This window comes from Mycobacterium sp. 1465703.0, assembly GCF_001672975.1.
GTDB lineage: Bacteria > Actinomycetota > Actinomycetes > Mycobacteriales > Mycobacteriaceae > Mycobacterium.
The window spans coordinates 1-14,949 of the sequence record NZ_LZKU01000187.1; the positions used below are offsets into that span (position 1 = coordinate 1).

15 protein-coding genes and 1 pseudogene are annotated in these 14,949 nt (G+C 63.8%); 14 read left to right on the plus strand and 2 right to left on the minus strand.

The genetic code is table 11. The features are described from left to right. The 5 genes and pseudogenes from A5625_RS17145 to A5625_RS17165 form a co-directional block, all read left to right on the plus strand. Nucleotides 1–374 (plus strand): annotated as a pseudogene (locus A5625_RS17145) (glycoside hydrolase domain-containing protein); the annotation flags it as partial. 412 nt (nt 375–786) lie between these two features. After that, nucleotides 787–1,701, plus strand: a complete 915-nt coding sequence (locus tag A5625_RS17150) for a metal-dependent hydrolase (protein WP_066996314.1) — start codon at nt 787–789, stop codon at nt 1,699–1,701. A gap of 8 nt (nt 1,702–1,709) precedes the next feature. Beyond that, nucleotides 1,710–1,886: a ferredoxin gene (locus A5625_RS17155; RefSeq protein ID WP_232003736.1), complete on the plus strand. Its 177-nt coding sequence runs from the start codon at nt 1,710–1,712 to the stop codon at nt 1,884–1,886. Nucleotides 1,887–1,890: 4 nt separating this feature from the next. Then, the gene (locus A5625_RS17160; RefSeq protein WP_066996320.1) at nt 1,891–3,108 is read left to right on the plus strand and encodes an NAD(P)/FAD-dependent oxidoreductase; all 1,218 of its coding nucleotides are present in this window, start codon (nt 1,891–1,893) and stop codon (nt 3,106–3,108) included. A 150-nt stretch (nt 3,109–3,258) separates the two neighbouring features. Further along, a complete protein-coding gene (locus A5625_RS17165; RefSeq protein ID WP_066996323.1) occupies nt 3,259–5,400 on the plus strand; it encodes a hypothetical protein in 2,142 nt (713 codons plus the stop codon). A 37-nt stretch (nt 5,401–5,437) separates the two neighbouring features. Here the strand turns inward: A5625_RS17165 and A5625_RS29670 are convergent, their stop codons facing one another. Beyond that, nucleotides 5,438–5,575, minus strand: coding sequence for a hypothetical protein (locus tag A5625_RS29670; RefSeq protein WP_197516139.1), 138 nt, complete (start codon nt 5,573–5,575; stop codon nt 5,438–5,440). Nucleotides 5,576–6,200: 625 nt separating this feature from the next. Here A5625_RS29670 and A5625_RS17175 point away from each other — a divergent pair. Next, nucleotides 6,201–6,395: a long chain fatty acid-CoA synthetase Faa4p gene (locus A5625_RS17175; RefSeq protein ID WP_066996329.1), complete on the plus strand. Its 195-nt coding sequence runs from the start codon at nt 6,201–6,203 to the stop codon at nt 6,393–6,395. 4 nt (nt 6,396–6,399) lie between these two features. On the opposite strand, the gene A5625_RS17180 is transcribed toward A5625_RS17175, so the two are convergent. After that, nucleotides 6,400–7,851: an aldehyde dehydrogenase gene (locus A5625_RS17180; RefSeq protein WP_066996332.1), complete on the minus strand. Its 1,452-nt coding sequence runs from the start codon at nt 7,849–7,851 to the stop codon at nt 6,400–6,402. Between the two features lie 186 nt (nt 7,852–8,037). Here A5625_RS17180 and A5625_RS17185 point away from each other — a divergent pair, with 186 nt between their 5' ends. The 8 genes from A5625_RS17185 to A5625_RS17220 all read left to right on the plus strand — a co-directional run bounded on the left by A5625_RS17185 (nt 8,038) and on the right by A5625_RS17220 (nt 14,930). Beyond that, nucleotides 8,038–9,306 (plus strand): aromatic ring-hydroxylating dioxygenase subunit alpha, encoded by a 1,269-nt coding sequence (locus tag A5625_RS17185; RefSeq protein ID WP_066996379.1) that lies wholly within the window; start codon nt 8,038–8,040, stop codon nt 9,304–9,306. Then, the gene (locus A5625_RS17190; protein WP_197516140.1) at nt 9,303–9,638 is read left to right on the plus strand and encodes a hypothetical protein; all 336 of its coding nucleotides are present in this window, start codon (nt 9,303–9,305) and stop codon (nt 9,636–9,638) included. Before A5625_RS17185 ends, A5625_RS17190 begins: the two co-directional genes overlap by 4 nt. After that, nucleotides 9,635–10,882 carry an amidohydrolase family protein gene (locus A5625_RS17195; RefSeq protein WP_066996335.1) on the plus strand — a complete coding sequence of 416 codons (1,248 nt, stop codon included), beginning with the start codon at nt 9,635–9,637 and terminating at the stop codon, nt 10,880–10,882. The genes A5625_RS17190 and A5625_RS17195 overlap by 4 nt, the downstream gene beginning before the upstream one ends. Before the next feature lie 11 nt (nt 10,883–10,893). Next, nucleotides 10,894–11,346 carry a MarR family winged helix-turn-helix transcriptional regulator gene (locus A5625_RS17200; protein ID WP_066996338.1) on the plus strand — a complete coding sequence of 151 codons (453 nt, stop codon included), beginning with the start codon at nt 10,894–10,896 and terminating at the stop codon, nt 11,344–11,346. A 186-nt stretch (nt 11,347–11,532) separates the two neighbouring features. Then, nucleotides 11,533–12,546, plus strand: coding sequence for a 2Fe-2S iron-sulfur cluster-binding protein (locus A5625_RS17205; RefSeq protein WP_369830021.1), 1,014 nt, complete (start codon nt 11,533–11,535; stop codon nt 12,544–12,546). 32 nt (nt 12,547–12,578) lie between these two features. Beyond that, nucleotides 12,579–13,322, plus strand: a complete 744-nt coding sequence (locus A5625_RS17210; protein WP_066996388.1) for an SDR family NAD(P)-dependent oxidoreductase — start codon at nt 12,579–12,581, stop codon at nt 13,320–13,322. A 13-nt stretch (nt 13,323–13,335) separates the two neighbouring features. After that, a complete protein-coding gene (locus tag A5625_RS17215) occupies nt 13,336–14,598 on the plus strand; it encodes an aromatic ring-hydroxylating dioxygenase subunit alpha (protein WP_066996341.1) in 1,263 nt (420 codons plus the stop codon). Then, nucleotides 14,595–14,930 carry a hypothetical protein gene (locus tag A5625_RS17220; RefSeq protein ID WP_066996343.1) on the plus strand — a complete coding sequence of 112 codons (336 nt, stop codon included), beginning with the start codon at nt 14,595–14,597 and terminating at the stop codon, nt 14,928–14,930. The genes A5625_RS17215 and A5625_RS17220 overlap by 4 nt, the downstream gene beginning before the upstream one ends. The last annotated feature ends 19 nt before the right edge of the window (nt 14,931–14,949 follow it).

Here is a 14,949-nt window from a genome sequence, read left to right on the forward strand (position 1 = left end):
CTCTTCCCCGGCGCGAAGTATTGCGTAACGCCATCGCTATCTCTGCGGTGTTTGCGGCATCGGCGACTGCCGCCGTCCCTACGGCGGCTGCCATCCCTACGACGGCTGCGGCCACCCCCAAATTGATCGACTTCGCCATGCGCCAAATTCCGGCAGAGCACATTCGAGCTGCCGGCTACGCCGGGGTCATCAACTACGTATCGCTGTCGCGTCCCGGCTCGTCTATGGGCGCCAAGCCGATCACCCGGTCTTACGCCGAGCAACTGACCGCTGCCGGGCTGATGATCGTCAGCAATTATCAATACGGCAAGCCGGGCGGGACAGCACCATCGGACTTCAGGCGCGGGTTCGACGGCGGCAGTCGCCGATGCCGCAAACACCGCAGAGATAGCGATGGCGTTACGCAATACTTCGCGCCGGGGAAGAGCGCGCGATCGCTGGAGGCGCGCATCCACCGACAAGCCCTGCATCGCGTGATGTTAAATATGTGACATTTGTGAATAGAAGTAGCGCGCAAAAGTCGATATCAAATCGGTTTTTGTGGTTCACCGGCCTGAGTCAATGGCTGCGCGGTGGCGACCGTCCGGCTCGTCCTGCCGCGCAGTAGGCAGCGAACTCTCAGCATCTTGGTACCGCGGACATGCATAACTGGCCACTCGCCTGGGTACGCCGCTGAGTGAACGGTTGTTCGCGGCGGAATGGGGGCCCGCAGCGCGGTTCCGCAGCGAGCCAACGTGTATCCAAACGAAACAAGAACGGCCGACAAGCTCGAGGGAGGAGCTTTCGATGCCCGAGGTCCAACTTCACCACGACGGGCATCCGCGCTATCGCCGGATGGTCCGATTCGACTGGTCCGAGACGCCACTGCACTGGGTGCCTGACGACCCCTTCTCTACGCACATGATGAACGTTTTGCATCTGCTGCTGCCCGAAGGGGAGCGGCACTTCATCAAGGCCGTTCTGGAGGCGTCGTCGCTGGTCGATGACCCGGAGCTGGAGGCGGCGATCAAACCGTTCATCCAGCAAGAGTCCTGGCACGCCTGGGCGCACCAGGTGGTGCTCGACCATTTAGCCGAACAGGGCATCGACACCAAGCCGTACACCTCGCGACTCCGGAAAATGCTGTCGGTGTCGCTCGGCGATCCGCCGAAATGGTTCACGCCGGGGTTGAAGCGCTGGTGGTTGTATCGACGTCTGGCCGACGTGGCGGCGCTGGAGCATTACACCGCGATGTTGGGCCAATGGGTGTTACAGAACCGCGGTCTGGATTACGCCGGCACAGACCCGATGATGCTGGATCTGCTGCGCTGGCACGGGGCCGAGGAGGTTGAACACCGCTCACTGGTGTTCGACGTCTACCAACATGTGTGCGGCAACTACTTCATCAGGGCCTTCTCGATGTTGATGACCACGCCGCTGTTTTACGGCTGGTGGATCGCTGGTGCGAAATACCTGATGGCTCATGACCCGACCATCGACCAGAAGTGGCGCTGGCGAGATTGGCTGCGTGCGGCCCGCGAGTACAAGCTGCCCGGTCCCTGGCAGTTGATGGTGACCCAACCCGCCAGGTATATGCGGCCTCATCATCATCCCGGTCCGGAAGCGGTCACCACGATGGCAGTCGAATACATCAAGAAATCGCCGGCGGCGAAGGCCGCTCGCGAGCGGGCGCAGTTAGAAGGAAAGGCCGCAGTTCGATGAAGGTTTCGGTGGATCTTGATACCTGCGACGGCAACGGCGTGTGTATGAGCCTGTGCCACTCGGTTTTCGACGTACGAGAAGACGGGCTGCACCTGCTGCAGGATCGACCGCCGCGGGAGCTACGCGGACCGTTGAAAGCCGCCGAAGTGTCCTGTCCCACCGGGGCGATCGTGGTGGAGGACTGACGCGATGCCGGCAAATCGTCAGCTACGCCAGGTCGTCGTCGTGGGCGCCGGAGTGGCCGGGATGGGGGCGGCGGAGACGCTGCGACGGGACGGCTACGACGGCGACCTGACGATCGTTGGCGCCGAACGGCAAGCCCCATACCATCGGCCGCCGTTGTCGAAGAAGCTGCTCAGCGGCCAGGTACACCGAGCGGGCATCGACATGGCGGCGCAGTTCGACATGGATGCGCGGGTACTCAGAGGGGCATCCGCGGTCGGGCTGGACCTGTCCGCGCGAACCGTCCAGGTCCGCGACGAGGGCCAGAATCTGTCCTTAAGCTTCGACGGAGTTGTCATCGCCAGTGGCGCGCAACCGCGCGAATGGCCGGGCGGCCCGGCTCCAGACGGGGTGCTCCTGCTGCGGACGGTCGATGACTGCTTGGCAATTCGAGAGCGGCTCGGTTCGCGTCCTCGTGTCGTGGTAGTCGGGGGCGGGTTCATCGGCAGCGAGGTAGCGGCGACCTGCCGGTTGCTGGGGCTTGATGTGGTGCTGGTGGAAAAGGCATCCGGACCGCTGGTGCAAGCGTTAGGCGCGGAGCTGGCGCCTTGCTGGGCCAAGTTGCATCGCGAACATGGTGTGGATCTGCGCGTCGGCGTGGGTGTCGACGGATTCGTCGGCGACGGGCACGTGGAAGCAGTTCGGCTTACCGACGGTTCGCAGGTTCCAGCCGATGTCGTCATCGTCGGGCTCGGCGTTACTCCCGCCACCGGCTGGCTGGAGGGCTCGGGCCTGCATCTGGACGACGGGGTGGTCTGCGATGCGAAAGGTGTCGCCGAGGGTAACGACGGCGATGGGGTTGTCGTCGCCGCAGGTGATGTCGCGCGTTGGTGGCATCCGCTCTATGACCGGCACCTGCGTACCGAGCATTGGGATGACGCCGGACGCCAGGGCGCGGCCGCGGCGCGCACACTGCTGGCCGGGCCCGAGCGCGCCGAAGCCTTCGACGAACTGCCGTACTTCTGGTCCGACCAATACGACGTCAAGCTGCAGATGTTGGGCGTGCCAATTGATTACGATGCTGTCGAGGTCATCGAAGGCAGTTCGGACGGCTGGGAATTCGTCGGCGCTTACGGGCGAGGCGGTCGCACCATCGCGGTGCTCGCGACGATCCCGGGCCGGGTACATGCCTATCGGGAGACTATCGAGAAGCGCGCCGAATTCCCGCCGAGCCGACCGGATTAGCAGAAGTGGATGTCCGTTGCTCCCCATGAACCGGGGAGTGACTCGAAATGCACCTTTTTGGGTACAGCCTTCTCAAGCCGACTGGATCGGGCCGACATATCGCATGCGCGACGACGGCGCCATGCGCGCCGCCGAGGGACGGAGTACCACATGCATCGCCCCGACACGATCATCGAGATTCATCGCGAACGCGTACAGGATCAGACGGCCGAGATGTTCAGCGGTGACAAGTACACGCAGTCCGTCGACGGTCCGGGCTATTCGGCGACCGCCACCCTGGACCTCACCCTGGATCGCGTCTGGTTCGTTCTCGACTCCCGGCAGCGGCTGTGGCAGGAGGAAGCCGACGGTGAAGCTCGGGACCCGTTGCGGCACTTCGCAATAGACTTGGTGATTTTCGATTCCAAGATCGTCATCGATTCGGTTACCTGCATCCCGCTGGTATCCCTGCCCCCGGCCACTATCACGATTCCGGATGGTCCGCGCGCCGGCGAGTCGCGCGAGATCGCCTACAACGAGATTCCGCTCTTCGGGCGGTTGACAATTCACGATCAGCTCGAGCCGCACCAGATAGAGCCGGGCAAGCAGACGATCGCACTGAACTTCACATCGCAGGATGCTCCCGTGCTGGTGGCCACTCCGTCGCCGGACCAGTACGCCGGGTGGCTGTTCGGCGCAGATGCCGAGCGCCGGGACGACGGGGTCACGGTTTTCGCCGGGCAGGATCCGCGGATCAGCTGGGAACTCGACTACGCCGAGGCGTACTGGATAACCCACAGCATCGCCGGGGAGCTGATGGTGAACATGGAGAAACTGCAGCACCTCGGCCTGTCCGACGAGGAAGCCAGAACCAGGGTGCTCGACTCGCTCGCCGCCCAAATCGCCGACGCGGTCCGCCCGCAATTGGAAGCTATGGGCGACAACGGGATTCAGGCACTACTGCCGTCGCCGGTGGACGTCGACGGCGAGGCGCAAGACGACAGCACGGTCAAGAAACTCGACGCCATCGTGCAGCGCTTCGACGTCGGCTCGTCAGCGATCCAGGCCACCGAGGAATCCATGGTGGTGCAGCTGCAGACATTGCGCGACTTGCCGGCCGGTGAGGAGCTGCCCGCGTCGGTCCTCGCCGAAAACCCCCGTGAGAGGGCCGCTTTGGCCTCTACCGGATGGAGCATTTTGCGGCAGGTCCGTGACACCGTGATGAACAGTTTCGATCTCGACGAGAGCGACTTCGACCCGGATGCGCCGTGCGCGCTGGCGGCTCCGACGACCATCAGCATCGGCGGCCAAGACCGCAGTCTCGACGCTCTCGACGCCGATATTGTGCCGCGAACCGAGGACGGCAAGTTGGTCGTCGACGGCACCGTGAGCGCCGAAACCAAGCTCTACGACTTCAAGGCCACCTTCAAGGTGACCTATGACATGGGCCTCGGCGACATCCCACGCGACCCGAAAGCGAAAGAGCTGGTCCGAGAGGACGTAGACAGCATCGAGCTTCTCGAGCGGACGCTGAGTCTGGCCGGCGAGAAGAAGCGCGCCGGCCACCTCAGCACCGAGGAATACGAGGCGGAAGTCAAGCGAGTTCGTGAGCGATTCGATCGACTACCACGAACCGTGGGGGTGCGACCGGCGCAGAACTCCGAGCCGGACGTGAACGCGGACTTCAGCCTGACAGCTGCCGGGAAAGTGGCCACGGCCGCAGGCGCGGCGGCTGTCGTCGGTCTGCTTGCGCTGCCGGTGACCTGGATAGCGGGGGCTGCCGGCGTCGGAGTCGCCGGGGCGGGCGGATTGTTGACCTTGGCGATCGCGCAGTACATCACCACCGTCCTCACCATCGACTGGTTCGGCACCGGCATAGGTTCCCGTCAGGTCAAGAAATCGCTCAACGATCAACCCGAGGGCACATCGCTTCCGCCGATCGGGATGCCGGTCGACCTTGACCTCAACCGCCAACGCCTCGCGGTGTACTTCCGTCCGGTGCCCGCGAAATTGTGGATCGATTGCGTCGAGGCGGATGCGGACGAAGGTCAGTCAGCTAATACCGACGATATTCGGGTCGTCGGTGGCCGGTGGCCCACCGATGGCCACCCGTGGAGACTGTCCCACGATGACGCAGTGTTGTTCGTCGACTCCGACGAACTGCAGCTTCTCATCGATCCAGCCGGCGGCCCCGAGTTGCCGATTGAGGTTGACAGTGAAGAGGACGGACAACGGCGGCTGCGGGTCCAGGGCGATCCCGACGCACTACGGCGGCTACCGCAGTGCTCTTCGGACCCCGGCAAGGCCCCTTAGCTCCAACCCGCTTCGACCATTCGTCGAAGCGGACGGCTCAGCAGAAGACGGCTGCCGAGAACCACGCTCCAGCCACCAGCGCGATGAGGAGCGCGGCGGTGGTTTGCCCCATCACCGCCGCCGCGATGACACCCACGACCGCGCAGATGAACACGGTGACAGTCAGAAACGCCACGAGTAACCGGTGTGAATGGACTGTGGCGCCAGCACGAGGAGTAACGACGGCCTTGCTCGAACGATTCACGCCGACCATGAAATCTCCTAGGGTGTGACGCTGGCAACATTGCGCGGATAATTGTGGTCCATGTCACACTTTACCGTGCGGTAGCCAAGTCCCCCTCGTTTCGGACGCATAAGGCGATCCGCGCCGGCGTGGGCAAACACCTGATAACGGTCACTTGCCGTGTCGGCTACCTGATTCGCAGGCTCGCCGACTCCGTCGATGGGCTCGTGAAGCCGTGCTCGTGAGGCCGTATCGAGCCACGTCCAACGGACGAAGCCGGTTCGAGCACAAGGCAACTCGCCTGGTGGGCGGTTAGTTCGCTCGATCACCGGATGGTCCGGCGGAACAAGAAAGCCGGGTCTTGCGGCGCGCGGAAAGCCGCGATCCGCAGCGATCGACGGTTCACCGTTATCCGCCCGAGATCGCAAATTAGGTTTTCGCCCCGATGCGGATTACTCTTGCCGCGGTTCGTTCGCGACTCAGGAAAGCAGCCATGTCTGTTCAGCCCACTCTGTTGCGCCGTCAATCGTTGCGCAGTGCCCGCCGACAGCGGGTCGCTCCCCGCGTGAAGTGTCCGATGGTCGGCCAGTGCTTCGATATCGAAATCACTCGTGATGCGGATGGATGGATGATCCGGATTCCCGAGATCGGCAGGGCCACCCGCGCCGCCAGCCGAGCCACCGTGGAGCTGGCGGCACGCGATTGCATCGCGACGTGGACCGGCATCCCGATCGGATATGTCGACGTATACGTCGCGAGCGAGACCCGCTAGCTAATTAGCTCCCCGGCGCGATCGCGATTGATTTCGTGTCGAGGTAGCCGTCGAGCCCCTCGGGTCCGAGTTCTCGGCCGTAACCGCTGGCCTTGACGCCGCCGAAGGGCGCGAACGGGTCCATTGTGTAGCCCTGGTTGATGCCCAGGGTGCCGGTGTGGATCCGCGAGGCGAGCGCCAGGGCCCGTTCGGTGTCGTTGCCCCACACCGATCCGGCCAGTCCGTAGTCCGAATCGTTGGCGATCTGGACCGCTTCCTCCTCATCGCGGTAGGGGATGACGGTGATGACGGGTCCGAAAATCTCTTCCCGTGCGATGCGCATGGCGTTATCGGCCGCCGCGAACAAGGTGGGTTGGACATACCAGCCGCGGTCGAGCCCGTCGGGCATGCCGTCGCCGCCGACGATCAATCGCGCCCCCTCCTGCTGGCCGACCTGGATGTACTCGCGCACGCGCTGCTGCTGGCGACGGGAGACCAGTGGACCGAGCTGGGTCTTGGCATCGCTGGGGTCACCCACGCGAAGGCCGCTCATCTCTGCGGCGAGCGCATCGACGTATTCGTCGTGGCGCGCCTGGGGCACCAATACACGGGTCAAGGCGTTGCAGATCTGCCCGCTGTTGGACAGGCTGGCCGATCGCACCCCGGCGGCGACCTTGTCCGGCGCCGCGTCGTCGAGCACGAGCGCCGCGGACTTGCCACCGAGTTCGAGGCTGACCTTGGTGAGGTTGGCGGCGCAGGCTGCGGCGACGGCCCGGCCCGCGGTGGTGGAACCGGTGAAGGACACTTTGTCCACTCCACGGTGGGCGACGAGATAGGCGCCGAGCGCGGCGTCCCCGGGAAGCACACTGACCACGCCGGGCGGCAGGCCGGCTTCGTCGATCATCTCGCCCAAAAGCAGTGCGTCCAATGGGCTTTCGGGTGCGGGTTTGAGCACGACGGCGCAGCCGGCCAACAGCGCGGGCACCAGCTTGGTGACGATGAGGAACTGGGGCATGTTCCAGGGCACGATCGCCGCGACGACACCGACGGCTTCCTTGCGGACCAGCACGTCGCTTCCGAAGAACCCGGGCCTGGTCTCCTGCCACTGATGTCGCTCGGCCAGGTCGCAGAACGCGCGGATCATGAAGGCGGGCAGGCCGACCTGAGCGCGCTGGGCGAAGCTGATCGGTGCACCGATCTCGGTGCTGATCAGGTTGGCCATCTCGGCGCGGCGCTGGTCGTAGATGTCGGCCAAGCGCCGGATGGTGGCGATCCGTTCCGACGGCTCGGTGCGGCCCCAGGGTTCTGCGGTCAAGGCCGCGCGGGCGGCGGCTACCGCGTTGTCGACGTCGTCGGGTCCCGCCGCGTCGACCGCGGCAATGGGTTCCTCGGTGTGTGGTGAGATGACCTGCACGACCCCGGCCGGCGACGCAGCCCGATCGGTTCCGGCGGTTTGCACTCCGAGGTTGTGGTTCATCCGAGCCTCCTGAGGCCAATATCAACTACTTGCTATTGATGGGTCGAGGATATACCGTCGGCCGTGACGGAGCTCTCAGGGATCGGTGAAACCGGTGCGCAGGCGGTTGTTTCGCGCAGATACTACTGCGGTGAGCGACCGGGCGCCGATGGTTTCGGTGACATTGGACTTGCTGAAGGAGCGATCATGGCTCGATTCCCTAAACCACCGGAGGGTAGCTGGACCGAGCATTACCCCGAGTTGGGCACCGATCCGGTGTCCTACGAGGACTCCATCAGCCCCGAGATCTACGAGCTGGAGCGCGAGGCCATCTTCAAACGGGCCTGGCTCAATGTCGGTCGCGTTGAACAGCTTCCGCGCAAGGGCAGTTACCTTACCCGCGAACTGAAGGTCGTCAATACCTCAATCATCCTGGTGCGCACCACCTCTGGTGACATCAAGGCCTACCACAACGTGTGCCGCCACCGGGGTAACAAGCTGGTGTGGAACGACATGCCGCAGGACGAAACGCGCGGCGTGTGCCGGCAGTTCACCTGCAAATACCATGCCTGGCGCTACGACCTGGACGGCAACCTCACCTTTGTGCAGCAGGAGGAGGAGTTCTTCAACCTCGACAAGAGTCGCTATGGACTGGTGCCGGTGCACTGCGACGTGTGGGAAGGCTTCATTTTCGTCAACTTCGCCAAGACCCCCGAACAGTCGTTACGAGAGTTCTTGGGCCCCATGATCGCTGGGCTGGAGGGCTACCCCTTCGACAAGATGACATCCCGCTGGTACTACCGCTCGGAAGTCAAGGCGAACTGGAAGCTCTACATGGATGCGTTCCAGGAGTTCTATCACGCTCCGGTGCTGCATGCGAACCAGTCGCCCACCGCGTACTCAAAGGCGGCCGCCGAGGCCGGTTTTGAAGCTCCGCACTACCGGCTGGAGGGGCCGCACCGGCTGGTCAGCACGTCGGGGGTGCGGGCCTGGGAAATGGCCGACGAGATGCGCAAGCCGATGGAGGACATCTGCCAGAGCGGCTTGTTCGGGCCGTGGGACAAGCCCGACCTGGGTCCAATGCCTGAGGGGCTCAATCCCGCGAAATGTGATCCGTGGGGGCTGGATTCGTTCCAGCTGTTCCCCAACTTCGTCATTCTGTTCTGGGGCCAGGGTTGGTATTTGACCTACCACTACTGGCCGACGTCGTACAACAGCCACCTTTTCGAGGGCACGCTGTACTTCCCGGCGCCGCGCACCCCGCGCGAGCGGGTAGCCCAGGAACTGGCGGCGGTGTCGTTCAAGGAATACGGGTTGCAGGATGCCAACACGCTGGAGGCGACCCAGACGATGCTCGAATCCCAGGTGATCGATGACTTCTTGCTCTGCGACCAGGAGGTCCTGATTCGTCACCTACACAAGGAGACGGCGGCCTGGATTGATGACTACCGCCGGACTTCTACGGCAGGAGTGTGAACACGATGGCAATGCTGCCCCCCGAATTCGCGGACCTCGAACGGTTTTCCGACTGGTGCCTGCCCAGCGAACCGGAACGCTACGCCAAAAGGCTGGCCAGTTCCATGACGGAGATGAAGGCCTTTTACGACGCCATCACCGCACGGGCCGAAGAGGCTCTGGCGTTCTGCGACAAATTTTCTCTCGACGACTTGCCCGACGACGTCCAGAATCTGATGCACCTGCTCTATTCCATGATCATGGTGTCCTTCCCGGTGGAATGCTGGAAACAGCCCCGGGTCCCTGACTCGGGGGCGTCGACGCTGGACTGCGTGTCCGAGCCCGTTCCATGACCACGTTGCTGCGCGCGGCGCGATGGGCCGACGTGGTGACCGGCAAGATCAATACGCCGGCGGAAGTGGTGGTTGACGGTGAACGCATCACCGGAATTAATCCCCAAGAGCCACTTCCGGATTCGGCCACCATCGTCGAGCTCGGGGATGTGACGCTGCTCCCCGGCCTGATGGACATGGAACTCAACCTGCTCATCGGCGGCCCCGGCGGCCCGGAAGGCCTGCCGTCACCCATGCACGGCGTGCAGGATGACCCCGTCTATCGCACCTTGCGGGGCGCGGTCAACGCGCGGACCACCCTGGAGGCCGGGTTCACCACAGTGCGCAATCTCGGGCTGATGGTCAAGACCGGGGGGTATCTGCTCGACGTGGCGCTGCAGCGCGCCATCGATCACGGCTGGCACGTCGGACCGCGTATCTACCCCGCCGGCCATGCCGTCACGCCGTACGGCGGGCATTTGGACCCCACGGTGTTCCAGCGGTTGGCTCCAGGAGTCATGCCGCTTTCGGTGGCCGAAGGCATCGCCAATGGGGTGCCCGACGTGATCGCTTGCGTCCGTTACCAGATCAGGCACGGCGCCAAGCTGATCAAGGTCTCCGCTTCTGGCGGGGTGATGTCACACAGCACTGCGCCGGGCGCGCAGCAGTACTCCGACGCCGAATTCGCCGCGATCGCCGACGAAGCCCACCGGGCCGGAGTCAGGGTGGCCGCACACGCGGTGGGCGACAGCGCAATACAGGCGTGCATTCGGGCCGGGATCGACTGCATCGAACACGGCTTCCTGGCCAGTGACGAGACCATCCAGATGATGGTGGACCACGGCACCTTCCTGGTCTCGACCACGTATCTGACCGACGCCATGGCCATCGACCGCATCGCCCCGGAACTTCGCAAGAAGGCGCTCGAGGTGTTCCCACGCGCAAAGTCGATGCTGCCCAAGGCGATTGACGCCGGCGTGCGAATCGCATGCGGCACTGATGCGCCGGCCATCCCGCATGGGCAAAACGCGAAGGAGTTGGGCGCGCTGGTCGAACGGGGAATGACTCCCGCGCAGGCGATCCACGCGGCCACCGTGGTGGCCGCTGAGCTGATTGAGGCGGACGACGAGCTAGGCCGGCTGGCACCCGGCTATCTCGCCGACATCATCGCTGTCCCCGGAGACCCCTTCGGCGACATCGCAACAACCCTCGACGTCCGGTTTGTCATGAAAAGCGGACAGATCTACAAAACCCCCGCGGCATAACGGAGGCGGGTATGGAACTCACCGACAACCTTCTGTGGCTGCTCAAGCAGGCCTTCTACTACTCGCTGACCACCATCAACGAGGCAATGCGCGAACACGGCGTAAGCACCGCTCAGATCGGTGTACTGCGCCAACTGGCCAACGAACCCGGCTTGTCCGGCGCCGAATTGGCACGCCGCCTGCTGATCAGCCCGCAGGGCGTCCAGCTCGCGCTCACCGCGCTGGAACGCCGCGGCCTGGTGGAACGAAAGCAGGATCCCCAGCACGCACGCATCTTGCAGGCCTACCTGACCGGCGAAGGCCGCAAGGTCGCCGAGACGGTTGTCAATGACGCGATCGCCGCACACCAGGAAGTGTTCGGCGTGCTGACCGACCAAGAGCAGCGGACCCTGCGTGAATTGCTGGGCCGCGTGGTCGAAAAGGGCACTGGCCATGAGCTGTTCAACGACCACGTCGATGGCTGACGCTTCCCGCGAGGGCGCCGGCGCGCGCCGTCGCGGTGCAGTGCCGCGGGCGCTGTATCTAGTACTTGAGACTAATCGCAAGTAGTTGATACTCTGGCGATGATGGGTGGAAATCACACGACCGCGAACGGCGGTTTGGCGACGGCGATCGACGCCGGAGCCGAAGCTGTCGACGTCGCGGCGGCGTTGCCGAATGGCTTTGTGTCACTACGGATCAAGCGCGTCATCCGCGAAACTCGCGACGCCGTGTCGATCGTGCTCGACGTCCCGCGAGGCAGCACCGAGCAGTTCGGCTACCAAGCCGGGCAATTCCTGACGTTGCTGGTCAGTGTCGACGGACGCGAGCATCGACGGTGTTACTCGATGTCGTCTTCACCCGTTGTCGGTGAAGATCTGCAGATCACCGTCAAACGTGACCGCAACGGCGTGGTGTCGAACTGGCTCAACGACACGGCCGCCCCGGGCGGCCAACTGCCCGCGTTGCCGCCGCAGGGTCGCTTCGTGTTGACCGATACCGATCGAGATCTGGTCGCATTCGCCGGCGGAAGTGGCATCACCCCGGTGTTTTCGCTGCTGCGCACGGCGCTGATGTCCGGCAAGCGCACCACACGGCTGTTCTACGCCAACCGAAGCCGTGACGCGGTGATCTTCGACGAGGCTCTGGCGTCGCTGCATAAGCGACACGCTGATCGCTTCGTCGTGCACCACCATCTCGACGACAACAGCGGCTTCGTCACCCCATCTGAGGTCGAGGCGTTCGTCCAGGACGCGGGCGACACCGACTTCTACATTTGCGGGCCGAACGAGTTCATGGAGACCGTGCGCACCGCCCTGTCCGCGACGGGCGTACCGGCCGATCGTGTGCATGTGGAGCACTTCGACGTCAACGACTTTGCCGCGGCGGCGCCGCCTGAGACTGAAGTGGTCACCGACGAGGTCACCATCGTGCTGGACGGAGTTACCACCACGGCATCGTACGACTCGGGCAATACACTGCTGCAGACAGCCCGGATGGCGGGGCTGCGAGCGCCGTCCTCGTGTGAAATCGGTTCGTGCGGAACATGTATGGCCCGTCTGACCCAGGGTACTGCCCGGATGATCAACAACGACGCCCTCGAACCGGACGAGGTCGACGAGGGATGGGTGCTGACGTGTCAGGCCCTGCCCACCAGTCCCACGGTGCGAGTGGTCTACGAGTGAGCGAAAAAGGGGTCGATGGTGGAGTGGAGTCGATGACTAGGGTTGCGGTGGTGACCGGCGGCGCCTCAGGGATGGGCGAGGCGACCTGCCATGAATTGGGGCGGCGTGGACTCAAAGTCGCGGTCCTCGATGTCAATGAGCATGCCGCACAACGTGTCACCGACGACCTGCGGGCCAGCGGTGTGACAGCGCTCGGGGTCGGCGCCGACGTCACCGATCGGTCCGCTGTCGAGCAGGCCTTTGCGAAGGTGCGCAGCGAACTTGGCCCGGTGACGGTGCTGGTAACCAGCGCCGGCATGTTCGACTTTTCACCCTTCTTGGACATCACCACCGAATCCTGGTCGCGGATCATCGACGTCAATCTCACCGGCACCTTTCATTGTTGCCAGGTCGCGCTGCCGGACATGCTGGAGGCGAACTGGGGGAGAATCGTGATGATCTCGTCGTCCAGCGCCCAGCGTGGCTCCCCGTTCGCCGCTCACTATGCGGCGTCCAAAGGCGGGGTCATCACCTTGACCAAGTCGCTGGCCCGCGAATACGCGCCGCACGGCATCACGGTGAACAACATTCCGCCCTCGGGCATCGAGACCCCGATGCAGCACCAGGGCCAGGCCGCCGGCTACCTGCCACCCAACGAGCAGATCGCCAGCAACATCCCGTTGGGTTACCTCGGCACCGGGGCGGATATCGCTGCGGCCGTGGGTTTTTTATGTTCGGAAGAAGCAAGGTACATCACTGGCCAAGTCTTGGGCGTCAACGGCGGAGCGGTGATGTGAAGGTGAGGATCCGATGACCAGAGAAGGCAGGCCCCCGGAGGGCTCCTGGACCGAGCACTATCCCGAACTGGGAACCGGGCCGGTGTCTTTCAAGGACTCGACGTCGCGGGAGTTTTACGAACTCGAGCGCGAGGCGATCTTCAAACGGGCATGGCTGAATGTCGCCCGGGTAGAGGAGTTTCCGCGCGTCGGCAGCTACCTGACCAAAGAGATCGAAGTCGCCGGCGTCTCGGTGATCCTGGTCAAAGGCAAGGACGAGCAGATCCGCGCGTTCTACAATGTGTGCCGTCACCGCGGAAACAAACTGGTATGGAACGACTTTCCCGGCGAGGAGACCCGCGGGACGTGCCGGCAGTTCACCTGCAAGTATCACGGTTGGCGGTACGACCTGCAGGGTGCGCTGAAATTCGTCCAGCAGGAAGCGGAGTTCTTCGACCTCAACCTGGCCGACTACGGGTTACGTCCCGTGCAATGCGACGTGTGGAACGGCTTCGTCTTCATCAACTTCGACCCCCAACCGCGCCAGACCCTGCGTGAGTTCCTCGGCCCGATGATCACCGGCCTTGACGATTATCCGTTCGGCAAGCTGACCGAACGCTACGACTGGGTGGCGCACAACAACAGCAACTGGAAGATCTTCGCCGACGCCTTCCAGGAGTACTACCACGTGCCGTCGCTGCACTCCCAGCAAGTGCCGGCAGAGGTGCGCGATCCCAACGCCGGATTCACCTGCGGCCATTTCCAACTCGACGGCCCGCATCGGTTGGTCTCCACGGCCGGGCGGCGCCGCTGGCTGCTGCCACCGGAATACATGTATCCGATCGAGCGGGCCACCCGCAGCGGGCTGGTGGGACCGTGGCGGACCCCCGACATCGGTGACCTGCCGCGCGGGCTCAATCCCGGGGGGATCGAGCCTTGGGGCATCAGTAATTTCCAGATCTTCCCGAATACCGAGATTCTCATCTACGGCGGGTGGTATCTGCTGTACCGGTATTGGCCGACCTCACACAACACGCATCGATTCGAGGCGTATACCTACTTCCATCCGGCGCGCACCGTGCGGGAGCGTATCGAGCACGAAGTCGCCTCGGTGGTGCTGAAAGAGTTTGCGCTGCAAGACGCCGGCATGCTCGGCGGCACGCAGGCGGCACTGGAGTACGGCATCGTCGACGAGTTCCCGCTCAGCGACCAGGAGATCCTGGTGCGCCATCTGCACAAGGTCGCGGTGGATTGGGTCGAAGCCTATCGCCGCGAGCGGGATTCGGTGGCGGTATGACTCAACCCATGCTGCCCAGCGCTTTCGCCGAGCTGGAGGACTACGCCCAAACCTGGTGTCTGGCAACCGAAACCGAACGTTGGAACGCCCGGGTCAGTGCGTCGATGCCGGAGTTGCGCGCCTTCTATGACGCGTTCTTCCCACGCCTCGAAGAGGCGATCGACTACTGTGACAAGTTTCCCCTGGACAACGTGCCCGAGGATGCACTGAACCTGTTGCACATGATCTATTCGCTGATCATGGTCGCCATGGCGGTCGAGATCATGCATCAACCCGCCCCGGTCGACGCCGCCGACGCGGTCATGATCCGCACCGGTGGGCCGGTGCCCTGACCTTTCCGCCCACCAGGGC

Excerpts from the sequence above, each read along its gene's own strand:
- A5625_RS17215 (WP_066996341.1), top strand. The coding sequence starts at position 13,336 with ATGACCAGAGAAGGCAGGCCCCCGGAGGGCTCCTGGACCGAGCACTAT.
- A5625_RS17195 (WP_066996335.1), top strand. The coding sequence starts at position 9,635 with ATGACCACGTTGCTGCGCGCGGCGCGATGGGCCGACGTGGTGACCGGC.
- A5625_RS17200 (WP_066996338.1), top strand. The coding sequence starts at position 10,894 with ATGGAACTCACCGACAACCTTCTGTGGCTGCTCAAGCAGGCCTTCTAC.
- A5625_RS17220 (WP_066996343.1), top strand. The coding sequence starts at position 14,595 with ATGACTCAACCCATGCTGCCCAGCGCTTTCGCCGAGCTGGAGGACTAC.
- A5625_RS17180 (WP_066996332.1), bottom strand. The coding sequence starts at position 7,851 with ATGAACCACAACCTCGGAGTGCAAACCGCCGGAACCGATCGGGCTGCG.
- A5625_RS17185 (WP_066996379.1), top strand. The coding sequence starts at position 8,038 with ATGGCTCGATTCCCTAAACCACCGGAGGGTAGCTGGACCGAGCATTAC.
- A5625_RS17165 (WP_066996323.1), top strand. The coding sequence starts at position 3,259 with ATGCATCGCCCCGACACGATCATCGAGATTCATCGCGAACGCGTACAG.
- A5625_RS17150 (WP_066996314.1), top strand. The coding sequence starts at position 787 with ATGCCCGAGGTCCAACTTCACCACGACGGGCATCCGCGCTATCGCCGG.
- A5625_RS17175 (WP_066996329.1), top strand. The coding sequence starts at position 6,201 with ATGGTCGGCCAGTGCTTCGATATCGAAATCACTCGTGATGCGGATGGA.
- A5625_RS17160 (WP_066996320.1), top strand. The coding sequence starts at position 1,891 with ATGCCGGCAAATCGTCAGCTACGCCAGGTCGTCGTCGTGGGCGCCGGA.
- A5625_RS17210 (WP_066996388.1), top strand. The coding sequence starts at position 12,579 with ATGACTAGGGTTGCGGTGGTGACCGGCGGCGCCTCAGGGATGGGCGAG.